This is a genomic window from Alkalibacterium sp. AK22, assembly GCF_000585255.1.
Classification (GTDB): Bacteria; Bacillota; Bacilli; order Lactobacillales; family Carnobacteriaceae_A; genus Alkalibacterium.
The window spans coordinates 75,749-89,121 of sequence record NZ_JANL01000021.1; the positions used below are offsets into that span (position 1 = coordinate 75,749).

At 45.9% G+C, this 13,373-nt stretch carries 13 protein-coding genes; 10 read left to right on the plus strand and 3 right to left on the minus strand.

The features are described from left to right. The first annotated feature begins 39 nt into the window (after positions 1-39). The 5 genes from ADIAL_RS04485 to ADIAL_RS04505 all read left to right on the plus strand — a co-directional run bounded on the left by ADIAL_RS04485 (position 40) and on the right by ADIAL_RS04505 (position 5,061). Positions 40-1,524, plus strand: coding sequence for a nicotinate phosphoribosyltransferase (locus tag ADIAL_RS04485; protein ID WP_034300587.1), 1,485 nt, complete (start codon positions 40-42; stop codon positions 1,522-1,524). A gap of 41 nt (positions 1,525-1,565) precedes the next feature. Continuing rightward, a complete protein-coding gene (nadE, locus tag ADIAL_RS04490) occupies positions 1,566-2,393 on the plus strand; it encodes an ammonia-dependent NAD(+) synthetase (protein WP_034300640.1) in 828 nt (275 codons plus the stop codon). Between the two features lie 90 nt (positions 2,394-2,483). After that, entirely contained in the window at positions 2,484-3,617 is a 1,134-nt protein-coding gene (gene nagA / locus ADIAL_RS04495; RefSeq protein ID WP_034300589.1) for an N-acetylglucosamine-6-phosphate deacetylase, read from the plus strand. Further along, positions 3,607-4,329, plus strand: coding sequence for a glucosamine-6-phosphate deaminase (locus ADIAL_RS04500; protein WP_197017763.1), 723 nt, complete (start codon positions 3,607-3,609; stop codon positions 4,327-4,329). Before nagA ends, ADIAL_RS04500 begins: the two co-directional genes overlap by 11 nt. Positions 4,330-4,350: 21 nt before the next feature. After that, complete coding sequence (locus tag ADIAL_RS04505; RefSeq protein ID WP_034300592.1) at positions 4,351-5,061, plus strand: GntR family transcriptional regulator; 711 nt, start codon at positions 4,351-4,353, stop codon at positions 5,059-5,061. Positions 5,062-5,173: 112 nt separating this feature from the next. On the opposite strand, the gene ADIAL_RS04510 is transcribed toward ADIAL_RS04505, so the two are convergent. Further along, positions 5,174-6,259, minus strand: coding sequence for an LCP family protein (locus ADIAL_RS04510; protein ID WP_051503716.1), 1,086 nt, complete (start codon positions 6,257-6,259; stop codon positions 5,174-5,176). Between the two features lie 131 nt (positions 6,260-6,390). On the opposite strand from ADIAL_RS04510, the gene ADIAL_RS04515 reads away from it, so the two are divergent. Next, the gene (locus ADIAL_RS04515) at positions 6,391-7,476 is read left to right on the plus strand and encodes a glycosyltransferase family 4 protein (protein ID WP_197017764.1); all 1,086 of its coding nucleotides are present in this window, start codon (positions 6,391-6,393) and stop codon (positions 7,474-7,476) included. Positions 7,477-7,626: 150 nt separating this feature from the next. Here ADIAL_RS04515 and ADIAL_RS04520 read toward each other — a convergent pair whose 3' ends face one another. Together ADIAL_RS04520 and ADIAL_RS04525 are read right to left on the minus strand one after the other, a co-directional pair. Further along, positions 7,627-8,703 (minus strand): LCP family protein, encoded by a 1,077-nt coding sequence (locus tag ADIAL_RS04520; RefSeq protein ID WP_081757661.1) that lies wholly within the window; start codon positions 8,701-8,703, stop codon positions 7,627-7,629. Between the two features lie 121 nt (positions 8,704-8,824). After that, entirely contained in the window at positions 8,825-9,469 is a 645-nt protein-coding gene (locus ADIAL_RS04525; RefSeq protein ID WP_034300594.1) for a YigZ family protein, read from the minus strand. 123 nt (positions 9,470-9,592) lie between these two features. On the opposite strand from ADIAL_RS04525, the gene ADIAL_RS04530 reads away from it, so the two are divergent. From ADIAL_RS04530 to hpf, 4 genes are all read left to right on the plus strand, one after another. Further along, positions 9,593-10,450, plus strand: a complete 858-nt coding sequence (locus ADIAL_RS04530; protein WP_034300597.1) for a DegV family protein — start codon at positions 9,593-9,595, stop codon at positions 10,448-10,450. Between the two features lie 129 nt (positions 10,451-10,579). Next, positions 10,580-11,926: a DEAD/DEAH box helicase gene (locus tag ADIAL_RS04535; RefSeq protein WP_034300599.1), complete on the plus strand. Its 1,347-nt coding sequence runs from the start codon at positions 10,580-10,582 to the stop codon at positions 11,924-11,926. 266 nt (positions 11,927-12,192) lie between these two features. Further along, on the plus strand, positions 12,193-12,615 hold the full coding sequence (locus tag ADIAL_RS11445) for a ComF family protein (RefSeq protein WP_197017765.1): 423 nt from the start codon (positions 12,193-12,195) through the stop codon (positions 12,613-12,615). 149 nt (positions 12,616-12,764) lie between these two features. Then, on the plus strand, positions 12,765-13,331 hold the full coding sequence (hpf, locus tag ADIAL_RS04545; protein WP_034300604.1) for a ribosome hibernation-promoting factor, HPF/YfiA family: 567 nt from the start codon (positions 12,765-12,767) through the stop codon (positions 13,329-13,331). Positions 13,332-13,373: the final 42 nt, after the last annotated feature.

Below are 13,373 nucleotides of genomic sequence, written 5' to 3' on the forward strand. Positions count from 1 at the left end.
GCTATACAGAAGAATGGCCCGTTTTAAGGAGGAAAAAACATGTACCAAACTTATGCCGATGATAGCATGGCATTGCACACGGATTTTTATGAATTAAATATGATTTATACCCACTGGAAAAAAGGCAACCACGAGAAACAGTCAGTTTTTGAAGTCTATTACAGAGAGAATCCTTTTGGGATGGGCTATACAGTGTTTGCCGGACTGGAAAGAGTTGTAAACTACATCGAAACAATCCGGTTCACGGAAAGTGATATCGCCTACCTTAGAGAAATAAAGGAATTTCCGGAAGCATTTTTAGATTACTTGAAAAACTGGCGTTTCAAGGGCACGGTGCGTTCATTTAAAGAAGGAGAAGTAGCTTTTGCAAACGAGCCGCTCATCCAGGTGGAAGGACCGCTAGCTGACTGCCAGCTAATCGAGACAGCTTTGTTGAACATCATCAATTTTCAGACACTGATTGCCACTAAAGCTTCACAGATCAAAAGTGCAGCCGGGAATGATCCCGTTTTAGAATTCGGCGCACGCCGAGCTCAGGAATTTGATGCTGCTTTGTGGGGGGCACGTGCCACTTATATTGGCGGCTGTGACTCGACGAGCAATACCCGGGCTGCAAAAGTATTTGGCATCCCGGCTTCCGGTACGCATGCCCATGCACTGGTTCAGGCATACCGAGATGAATATCAGGCTTTCAAAGCTTACGCTGAAACACACCGAAACTGTGTTTTTCTGGTAGATACGTACCATACTTTAGATTCGGGCGTGCCAAATGCCATCAAAGTCGCTAGAGAAATGGGTAATAAGATTAATTTTGTCGGAGTGAGACTGGATTCAGGAGACTTGTCCTACTTGTCTAAGCGAGTTAGGCAGCAGCTGGATGAAGCGGGCTTCCCTGATGCTAAAATATTCGCTTCCAATGATCTTGATGCAGAAACGATTTTGAATTTGAAGATGCAGGGGGCTAAAATAGATGTATGGGGTGTTGGAACCAAGATGATCACTGCCTTTGATCAGCCGGCGCTGGGGGCAGTCTATAAAATCGTATCGGTTGAAGGCAAAGATCAGGAGATGCATCCCACACTCAAGTTAACAGCCAATGTGGCCAAGATATCCACACCAGGCAAGAAACAGGTCTGGCGAATCCGATCAGCGAATAATGTCAAACCGGAAGGGGACCTCGTCACGCTCCACAGCGAACGTCCCGACAAGGAAGAGTCCCTTTACATGTTTCATCCCCAGTACACCTATATCAATAAAACAGTCGAAGACTTTACTGCCCGTCCGCTGCTGCAGGACATTATTGTAGACGGCAAACGAGTATATGAACTGCCTGCTTTGGAAGCAATCAGAGATTATGCTAAGAAAAGTCTGTCAGAGCAGTGGGAAGAAAACAAGCGCCTGCTGAATCCGGAGCCGTATCCGGTCGATCTGTCTCAGGAACTGTATGATGCCAAAGTAGAGACGATTAGAGTGTTTAAGGAAATAGCCAAGAACAGCCAGGTTGATGAACATATTGTATTTTAACCTTTAAAAATCTCATGCATAAGAAAGGAAGACAAGAGATGATGTCTGAATTGCAGAAAATAATTGTTGAGGAAATGAGAGTAAAGCAGACAATTGATCCAGCTGAAGAAATCAGAAAATCGGTCGATTTTATGAAAGTCTACATGCTGAAGCATCCTTTTTTAAACAGTCTCATTTTGGGCATATCCGGAGGGCAGGACTCGACACTGCTGGGTAAAATGGCTCAGATGGCTGTTGAAGAATTAAGAAAAGAACAAAATGATGATCGCTATCAGTTTATTGCAGTCAGGCTGCCTTATGGAGAACAGGCAGATGAAGTGGATGCCCAGGCGGCTGTTGACTGGATTTCACCTGACAGAGTGATACGGGTGAATATCAAGCCGGCTGTTGATGCTATTGAAAGCAGTCTGTCTGCCAGTGACTTTTCATTGAGTGACTTCAATAAAGGAAATGTCAAAGCCAGGGAACGTATGGTCGTTCAGTATGCCATTGCCGGCGATGCAGCAGGGGTTGTGTTAGGGACGGATCATCCGGCTGAAGCGGTTACAGGGTTTTTCACTAAGTATGGAGACGGGGGAACGGATATTTTGCCACTTTTCCGTCTCAATAAGTCTCAAGGGCGTCAGCTGCTTGAGGAGCTGGGGGCACCTGAGGAAATGATTGGCAAAGTACCGACTGCCGATCTTGAAAGCGACAATCCTAGCCAGCCCGATGAGGTAGCTTTGGGAGTAACCTATGAAGAGATTGATCGTTACCTGACGGGAGAAAATGTATCAGAGCAAGCACAGCAGACTATTGAAAACTGGTACACTAAAACACAACACAAGCGTCATCTGCCTATAACTATGTTTGATGATTTTTGGAAATAGCACGATGAAGAGACTTTTCGTACAAAACCCTTTGCCTGTAAGCAGCAGAGGGTTTTGTCTACGGGTCAGATGTATTCGGGAGGAGATCATGTGAGTAAAGTATTCATACATGCGCATTTGTTTACAGGTGAGAAAGAAATTGAAAGCGGATATATTCGCTTTGATCAAGTGGTTGTTGAAACTGGAGAAATGCAGAACTTTGTCCCGGCTGCAGGAGATGAAGTGACTGACATCAAAGGGGATCTTGTTATTCCAGGTTTCATAGATGTTCACAGCCATGGAGGATATGGTGTGGACTGCATGGATGCAGATGCAGAAAAAATCAGTATCATGACCAAAAAGATGCTTCAGGAAGGCATTACGACTTATTTTCCGACGACGATCACGCAATCTGATGAGAAAATCGAAGCCTGTCTGACAGCCATAGCGGAGGCAGCCGAGTTGAACCCGATGATTCAGGGAATTCATGTTGAAGGACCATTTATTTCCAGAGACTATAAAGGGGCGCAGCCGGAAGCCTTTATTCGCCCGGCACAGCTGGATACACTCAGAAAATGGCAGGAGCTCAGTGGCAATCGCATCCGTCTGATTACTTATGCGCCTGAAACAGGAGACGTGAAAGCATTTGAGCAGTACTGCCAAGAGAATCGGATTGTCCTTTCAGCTGGACATTCAGGAGCCACTTATGCACAACTCAAGGCTTCACCAGCAACACACGTCACGCATTTGTTTAACGGCCAGAAAGGGCTGCACCACAGAGAAATAGGTGTTAGTGGGTACGGTTTACTCGAAGATAAAGTAGCAGTAGAAATGATTGTAGACGGCTATCATATCTCGGAGCCGATGGTCAAACTGGCCTATAAAACCAAGGGTGCGGGCGGAATTCAGCTGATAACCGACTCGATGCGGGCAAAGGGTCTGCCAGAAGGAGAAAGCGAGTTGGGGGGGCAGCCTGTAAGGGTCAAGGATAAGCAAGCCCGTCTGCCTGACGGAACTCTGGCGGGCAGTGTGCTTACCTTTATTGATGCGTTTAAAAATATGATTACCTATACCGGCTGTTCTATAAGCGAAGCGGTACAAATGAGTGCAACCAACCAGGCAAAAGAATTCGGATTGGACCGTAAAGGTCGGCTTAAGGCCGGATGCGATGCAGATTTTATCGTATTAGACCAAAAGCTGTCTATAAGACAGACTATTTCAGGAGGGACTATGCATGAGTTTTGAGGCATTTGACAATATCAGAGTCATTAAGGTGAAAGACAAAAGAGAAGGCGGAGAGAAAGCTTTTGAAATCGTGAAAGAAGCCCATGAGAGCGGAGCGGTAGTTTTTGGCTTGGCAACAGGAAGTACGCCGGAAACGTTGTACCGGGAAATCAGAAAAAGTGACTTGGATTTTTCTGACAAAACGGCTATCAACCTGGATGAATATGTCGGATTGTCACCCAAGCATCCTCAAAGCTATCACGTCTTTATGGACGAGCACCTTTTTTCGGTCAAACCCTTTAAGGTGTCTTTTATTCCCAATGGAATGGAAGATGAAGAAATTGAAATTGCCCGCTATAATCAGGTGATCAGAGAGCATCCTATCGACTTGCAAATACTGGGAATTGGAACTAACGCACATATCGGGTTCAATGAGCCGGGGACTTCATTTGATACTCATACGCATAAGGTTAAACTCACACAGGAGACAGTAGACGCCAACAAGCGCTATTTTGAATCTGAAACAGATGTCCCCGGTTATGCTTATTCGATGGGCATCCAATCCATCCTGTCGGCAAAGAAAATTCTGTTAATGGCTTATGGCGAAAATAAAGCAGAAGCGATTGAGCAGACATTGAGAGGACCTGTGACAGAAGATGTACCGTCCAGTATTCTTCAGACCCATCCGGATGTAGTTATCATTATTGATGAGGCAGCGGCAAGCCGGGTGTAAAGCACACAGAAAAGGTGAAACATGACAAAGAAAATACCTGTTTACATTGAAATGCATAATCAGATCCGCAAGTTGATTGTTTCAAAAGTCTGGAAGAAAGGAGAAAAAATACCTTCGGAGCGAGCGCTGGCAGAAGAGTTTGGGGTGAGTCGGATGACGGCACGACAGGCGGTCAGTTCATTAGTCGATGAGGGGATGCTGGAAAGACGGCGGGGAGCAGGGACCTTTGTAGCTTCAGACAAAGTACAGGAAAATCTGATTGGAATCCCCAGTTTTACAGAAACAATCGAAAAACTGGGCAAAACACCGTCAAGTCGTCTGGTCTCCTATCATGCCAAACAGGCTAGCGAGAGTGAAGCAACTAAGCTTGCTATCGGTAAGGATGAACAAGTTATTGTCATGGAGAGGATTCGGTATGCAGACAAGGAACCGATTTGCTATGAGGTAGCAACACTCCCGCAGACGATTGTCAGACCGTTCAGCAAAGAGCAGCTGACTCAGCACCTTTACCGTACATTGTCAAAGAGCGGTTACGAAGTGGCACGTGCGGAACAGACTATATCGGCCACCTGGGCTTCAGAGAAAGTAGCTGAACTTCTGCAGGTCAAGAGAGAATCTCCCATCCTCCGACTCAAGCAAGTCAGTTATACAAAAGAAGGTCATCCTTTTGAGTATGTCCGGGCCCAATATGTCGGTTCCCGGTATGAATTTTTTCTGGAAGCAACAAACTAAACGAGTCTTGCTGACAGGCAGTTAAAAAGCTGTTCACCTCGGGAAATGAGTATAAATTCCCGCAGGTGAACAGCTTTTTTGAAGTTTGGTAGAACTTGTCCATTGAAAGACATTAGTCAAAACTATCCAGTTCGTCAAGAATTTCCTGCTCATTTTCATCTCCGCTTTCAAAGGGAGGAATGAAATCTGCTGCACTGTCATCCTGAACAGAGAACTCATCCAATTCCAAGTGGGCTCTTAGTTCTTTTTGAAGCTCATTCAGGCTATCTTCATCCGGGACAAAGAAGTACAGCTCTTGATTGTAGGCGGGGACAAAGTGGAACTCTTCGGTACCTGCTATTTCAACTGACTCAACTGTTTCGGCTGCATCAGTATAGCTGGTTGCGACGGCCATGATTTGAGAGGCCGTCATATTAGTCTGGAGATTCGGACGAATGGCATTTAAAATAGGTGTCAGCCGGGTGATAGAGCTGAAAGAGAGCATTTCGTCGAGGAGACTCTCGATGACTTCCCGCTGTCTTTCTTGTCTGCCAAAGTCTCCACGCGGGTCCTGCTTTCTCATTCGGGCATAACCCAGGGCCTGTTCACCATCCAAGGTCTGGATGCCCTCCTCAATTTCAATGGCGCCCATGTTCTCCTCACTATCCTGAACGGTAAAAGCCAGCGGAGAATCCACAGTAATACCACCAACAGAATCCACGAGATCAACGAGTCCTTCAAAGTTGAGGGTAGCGTAGAACGAAATCGGTATATCAAGATAATCTTCAAGGAAATCAATCGTTCCACTGAGTCCATATTGAGAATAGGCATAAAGAGCATTTATTTTCTCGATCTGACCATTATGCGGCAGGGTGATCATGGTATCTCTGGGTATCGATACCAGCTTGGTAGTGCCTTTTTGAGGATTGATTGTTGCAACCATAAGGGAGTCTGCCCTTCTGGGTCCGTCATCTTCATCGAGTCCAAGGATTAGAAAAGACAGCGGGCGCTTATCTCTGATTGACTCGTCACTTTCAGACGTATCTCTTAACTCTTCTGGCGTTTCTTCGGAAACATCAGCAAGCAGCTGGGTGATTTGCTGGCCGTAATAGCCCGTGACTGTCCCGATGACAAAAGCTGCAAGCAACAAAACGGCCAGTAGGATACGTTTACTCCATTTGTTTTTAATTCTCTTGTTTTGTCTTGAATCTTTGCGCATGAGGGCCTCATTTCACTGTCCATGTATTAATAGCTAGCCTAATTTTAAGTGAAGTTCTTGTAAATTGCAATTATGATTTTAACTGCTAAAATGCTATAATTGAAGAAATGCTAATAGAAATGAGTTCGCCTATGTATAATATGTTTCTTGTGCTGCTGGTCTGTATTTTTACGATGCTCAGCTCACTTGTACTCACACCTGTTTATAAAATAGTAGCAAAAAAACTGAATATTCTGGATGAGCCCGAAGCCAGGCGGGTACACACGTCGGTAATGCCGACTATGGGGGGAATAGTGATCTACCTATCCTTTTTCTTTTCCTCTTTCGTCCTGCTGCCGATACCCGATTATCAGATCCTTCCCCTTTTTGTTGGAGCGACACTCATTGTTTTAACGGGCATCGTCGATGATCTTTTTGAATTGAAGCCTTTGGCGAAACTGGCGGGTATCCTTGTTGCAGCAACAACGATTTATCTGATTGGGGATGTATCTCTGGAAACGATGACGATTCCCTATTTCGGGACTCTGTCTTTCGGATCCTGGCAGATGCCGTTTACCATTTTATGGATAGCGGGGCTGACCAACGCCATTAACCTTATTGATGGACTGGATGGACTAGCCAGCGGGGTCTCTATGATAGCTCTGACGACAATGGGGATCATCGGGTTCTTCTTCTTGACTATTGCGGAAGTTTCAGTTTCTGTAATGATTTTTGTACTTGTGGCTGCCATTGCGGGCTTCTGGCCATATAATTTCCAGCCGGCAAGTGTCTTTTTGGGCGATACAGGTGCGCTTTTTCTTGGCTTTATGATTGGCGTGTTCTCACTGCAAGGCTTGAAGAACGCCACGCTGATCTCACTTATTCTGCCAATCATCATACTAGGTATACCGGTCACGGATACTTTGTTTGCCATGATCAGAAGGAGACTGAACAGACAATCCATCTCGACGGCTGACAAAAATCATATCCATCACCGCCTGATGAGTATCGGACTGTCACATCGGCAGACGGTTCTGGCAATTTACTGTGTCTCGGCCATTTTTTCTGTTATTGCACTTTTATATAATTTCTCTACCTTGATTGGTTCAGTTCTGCTGACCTTGTTCGTTTTGCTGGGCGTGGAACTTTTTGTTGAGATCATCGGGCTGGTAGGTGAAGATCGGCGACCGATGCTGGACAAACTCAAAGCGTTTGGCCGCCGGCTAAACAGTCAGTAACTACCAGTTACTGCAGGGTAAGCTGTGTAAAAAGACTGAAACAGCCATTGAGATTTTTCGTTCAGACTAGAGCCCGGCAGCATAATGAAAAACAGCCCACTTTTCCATGGCTATGGAAAAGTGGGCTGTTTTTACGCAGTGATCAGCCTGTCAGTCTGTCGAAAGAGAAGATTCCTCGCTGGACTTGGAGCTGCTGGTGCTGGTCGGTTTTTCATCTTCGGTCAGTGTCTGTTCGTTGCCTGTTACAGTTTCGTCTAGAGAATCTTGAAGAGAAGTCTGAATGGAAGCAAAGCTGTCGGGCTGGATGCGGACAAGGTCCATTCCACGTTCCGTAAAGCTAGACCACTCAAAAACATGGGATTCGACAGCGAAGGACTGATTCAGACCAGTCTGAGCAATGGCACTCATATCACTCATGCGCATGTTGGTCCGCATGTTGCTGCCGACTGTTTCTGCAATCGCTGTGTATCGGCTGACAGATTGGAATTCCAAGGCCCTGGAAATAATAGCCTCAATAATTAACTGCTGGCGGTGTCCTCTAGCGACATCGTCATCCAGCTTTCTTGTCCGTGCCAGAGCCAGAGCCTGTTCACCATCAAGCACCTGCAGGCCTTCTTCCAGGTAAATAGCATCAGCCTGATCATTGGAATCCATTTCACTGATTGAAACCGGGACATCCATTTCAATTCCGCCCAGTTCATCGATAATGTCCAGGAAAGCGTTAAAATTGAACGTAGCATAATAATGAATGGGTACATCTAGCCATTCTTCTACGGTCTGGACCATCACGCTTTCTTCACCCACCGCATAGGCAGCGTTGATTCGGTCTTTTCTGATCATCTGCCCGTTCCGCATAATTGGAACATAAGTATCTCTTGGAATGGAAAGCATATTCATTTCATGAGTATGGGGATTCAAAGTCGCATAAATGATTGAATCTGCCCGGGTGGAACCCAGCTGGCGGTCGTCGTCATTGTCTATACCTAAAAACAGGAAGGAGACTGGCTGTTCGATTGGGTTCACTTTCTCAACCGGTTCAGGCCGGTCAATCTCTACAAAGGAGGCGTCGATTTGATTACCGATGGTGGCGACCAGGTGCGCGCCGTAAACCGCAGCTATTAGGACAGCTGTAAAGACGGGAATAAGAATAGACAAAATGATTCGTTGCTTTTTCTTTTTTTTCCTCTGATTTGAGTACATTCTTGAGTTCATTTTGTATTTTCCCACTGTACGGTCTCCTTTGTATCAAAACATTATGTAATCCTGTACTATTATCGAGGTTCTAACAGACGGTGTCAATAGTCAGGAAGTAAAAGTGAAAGACGCAACAGGAAAATTCACCTTTTGTTCAAGATTGATCAAAAGTAACAGGCACCTCAATCCAGGCCTGGGGCCCCTTTTCGATGCGGTACTGGTCGCTGGTCCAGTCTATAACGGAGGCTTTAAAGGGTTCGATATGGTCCGAGCCTACCAGACAAGTGAAGGAAACTTGATCGGTATAGTCGATGGCTTCGATACGGTAAGGAGACTGTTGGAGAGCATTTTGTATCTTACCGCTAACAGGATAGGCAACAGTGACATCGAAGTACTGGTGCAGCTGTTTTTCAACGATGCCGATCGCACTCAACGTTTCAGACACTGCCTTGCCGTACGCGCGAATCAGTCCACCGGCTCCAAGTTTTGTACCGCCAAAATAACGCGTAACGACCGCCGTCAGGTCAGTTAGATTGTTTTTCTTTAAAACTTCCAGCATAGGGATTCCGGCTGTGCCGCTCGGCTCACCATCATCGGAGGCTCTTTGGATCAGGCCGTCTGGTCCAACTATATAGGCGGAGCAGTTGTGACTGGCTTTCCAGTGTTCTTTTTTAACCGTATCAATAAAACGCCGAGCTTCTTGCTCTGTTTGTGTCCGTTTGACTGCACAGATAAAGCGGGATTTTTTAATAATAATTTCATGTTGACCCTCTTGACTGACGGTTCGATGATTTTTCATAGCTAAGCACCTTTCATTTCTTTTGTCAATTAGTGTATAATTAAAATCAGCCTTTTACCATCACCCGGAACACTAAAATAAAGCATACCAGAAAAACCGTATAAAGGCGTGGAGGTGAAAAATATGCGTATTGCAATTGTAACAGATAGTACAGCCTACTTAAATGACGAAGACTACAAGCGTGATGATCTTTATTTTGTCCCGCTGTCCTGTATTTTCGATAAGGAGGTCTACAAAGAAGGAGTAGACATTTCTACGGAAGAATTCTTTGGAAAGGTCAATGATTCCGCCCAGTTGCCGACCAGTTCGCAGCCGACTGTAGGGGAATTTACGGCCCTTTATGAAAGCTTGAAAGACAACTACGATGCGGTGATCAGTATCCATTTGTCCAGTCGCATCTCCGGTACCTACCAGAATGCATTCAGTGTGGCAAAAGGGATAGATGGCCTGATGGTCTACCCGATTGATTCCGGTCTGGCTGGAGCCGGTTTGGCTTTCCAGGTAAGAGAAGCCGTTCGACTGGCAGAAGCCGGGGAATCAGTCAATTTTATCATTGAAAGGCTGCAAGACCTGAAGGATGCCACTGAAATCTATTTTGTTGTAGATGACTTGACTAATCTGGTTAAAGGCGGACGTTTATCCAAGGCGGCAGGAGGCGTGGCTACTATGCTCAAAATCAAGCCTGTCTTGACTTTCAGAGCTGGAGAGATAATCCCTCACGATAAAATCAGAACAAAGAAAAAAGCACTGCGAAAAATTGAAACCTTGCTTGAAGAAGCGGTCAAGGCCAGTCCTTATCCGATCCAGGCGACGGTCGTTCATGCGTTCTGCGAAGAAGAAGCCAGCCGCTTCATGCAGGAACTGGAAGACAAATTCCCAACCGTACGATTCAACCTTAGCTATCTTGGACCCGTTGTGGGCGTTCACACAGGTGAAGGGGCCATCGGGGTATCATGGACTAAAGATTACGGCCGTATGTAATGATTCAGCTATTTTCATATTATTATTTTAGGACATCTGCTTAGGCGGGTGTCCTTTTTTCGTGAGAATAAGCGTTTTTAATCAATATATGAAGTAGTAGAAAAAATATAACTGGGAAGGAAGCAAGGAATGGAAAAATGGATCAACTGGCTGGGTAGAGACCAGCTGCAAAGTGAGCTGTCGCCGGACTTGAGAGATGAGATGCCCTCGGGTCTGGAATCCCGACCGGCTTTTGTCAAGGAAGGATCACGCTACAGATGTGGCCGATGTGGCAGTATCTGCTGTCTGCGGCAGGCCTATCCCTGCATATGCAAACAGCACTGTTATTACTGCCGTGAGTGTATTCAGCTTGGTAAAGTCAGAGCCTGCGATCGGCTCATCAGCCTGCCTGAAACAGGTGGGTTCAAACCACTTGAGCAGCCCGTGCTGAAATGGAAAGGTATCCTGTCTCCCCAGCAGGAAGAGGCATCCAAAGATATTCTTCAGACGGTTCGGCAAGGGGGGACTCGTATTGTCTGGGCTGTAACTGGAGCTGGAAAGACAGAAATGCTGTTTGAGGCAGTCGCAGAAGGTTTGGCGGAGGGGAAAAGAGTCTGTATTGCTTCACCGCGGATTGATGTCTGTCTGGAACTGTCACCAAGATTACAAGAGGCATTTGATCAGGTCGACATGACGACGCTTTATGGAGGGTCCGGAGAAGTTTACCGGCGTACACAGCTGGTGATTGCGACCACCCACCAGCTGCTGCGCTTTAAAGAGGCTTTTGATGTCATGATTGTTGATGAAATCGATGCTTTCCCTTACTATCTCAATGAGGCTCTTTACTACGCCGCAAAAAAGGCACTGGTTTTAGGCGGCAGTCAGATTTTTTTGACAGCTACGCCTGACCGACAAATGCTCAAAGCCATCAGAAGTGGCAGAATCGATGCAACAATCTTACCTGCCCGCTATCACAAGCATCCACTGCCAGTACCTGAAGCGAGGCTACTTAAAGGAAGCTTAGGCCATGGATTAGCGGGCAGTTGCAATGCTTCAGCGCATTTGCTCAGATTATTGCAGAAGAAAAGGCGGTGCTTGGTGTTTATCCCCACTATTTTATACATGGAAATACTGCTCCCGGATTTTGAAAGGCAGTTCAAAGACTGGCGCTTTGCCTGGGTTCACTCCAAAGATCCTGAACGCAAGGAGAAGATACAGCAGATGCGTCAAGGGGAATTGGATTTTCTGCTGACAACGACCATCCTGGAAAGAGGGGTTACTTTTGCTGATATAGATGTCATTGTTGTCAAAGCTGACCATGCAGTCTATACGGAAGCCGCACTGGTTCAAATTGCCGGCAGAGCCGGAAGATCATCGGCTTATCCCGAAGGAGAAGTTACTTTTTACTGTGAACATTGGACCCGACCAATCAAGCGGTCTATTAGACAGATAGAAGCCATGAACCGTACTGCCCGAAAGAGGGGGCTGCTGCAATGAGCTGCTGTGGCTGGTGCGGAACAGTTGTTACCCCTCCAATTAGTGTGTCTCGCCTACTTACTTTCGATACTCACCCGGACAAACTGTGCACGCTCTGTCGAAACAAGATGATTGTTTTGTCGAGCTGTAAGAGATGTTCAGAATGCTGCCGTATCGTCCAGGAAATAACAGTATGCAGTGACTGTCTTATGTGGCGTAGTCTGTATCCAAAGCTCAGTAGCGGACACACAGCTCTATATGCCTATAACGAGAGGGCCAAAGACATAATGACTGCATTCAAGCTCAAAGGAGACTGTGAGCTGGCCTATCTTTTTAGCGATGACATCCGACGGGCATTGAAAATCTTTCCTGCGAACACCTGCTTTGTTCCGGTTCCATCTGCTGAGGAAAGTCTATCCATTCGAGGATTTAACCCGGTCGAACTTCTTCTGGAAGCTGCCGGGGTTAACTATGATAAAGCACTTACCGCTAGCCGGGACACGGGTCGGCAGGCTAAAAAAAATAGAAAGGAACGGCTAAGAACCAGGCAACCGTTTACTCTGTGTCCAAAGAGATCAAAGGCCATTGCCGATAAGCCGGTCGTGATTGTGGATGATGTCTATACAACGGGTAGGACACTTTACCATGCTCTTGAGGCGATCAGTCCGTGTCAGCCGTCATCGCTTCAGACCTTTTCCCTTTTCAGGTAATCAGATAAAGGCAGATTCAATTTTATTGTGAAAGCAATCGCTATCATGTATAATAAATCTAAGCAATGAAGTAGTGTTGCTTGGAGATAGTACTGCCTTGAGCGAACGTCAGAGACAGTATTATACTAGATTTGGAAGGGTGAAGTATTATGCTTAGATACAATGTTAGAGGAGAAAACATTGAGGTGACTCAAGCTATTCGCGAGTATGTAGAGAAAAAGGTTGGTAAGATCGAAAAATATTTCAATGATGTGCCTGAAGCCAATGCGCACGTCAATTTGAAGACATACTCTGACAAAACGGCTAAAGTAGAAGTCACGATACCACTTCCGTATGTTGTTTTAAGAGCGGAAGAAACTTCCCCAGATTTATATGGCAGCGTCGATCTGGTCGTGGATAAACTTGAGCGCCAAATGAGAAAATATAAAACTAAAATAAACCGTAAAAACCGCCGCACCCAGGGTGTGGAAGTGCCTCAGCCGGTCGATCAGGACCTGTGGGCTGACCTGAAAGAGGATGATGAATCAGAAGAACTGGGCGCATCTATTGTGAGAACCAAACGCTTAAGCCTGAAGCCGATGGACGCCGAAGAAGCAGTTCTTCAGATGGATATGCTGGGTCATAACTTCTTTATCTTTGAAGATGCGGATACTAATGGAACAAGCATTGTCTACAGACGTAAAGACGGCAAATACGGTCTTATTGAAACAGACTGATTTTCAAGAAAAAATTCAGGAAAGAGGCTGGGACAAAAGTCC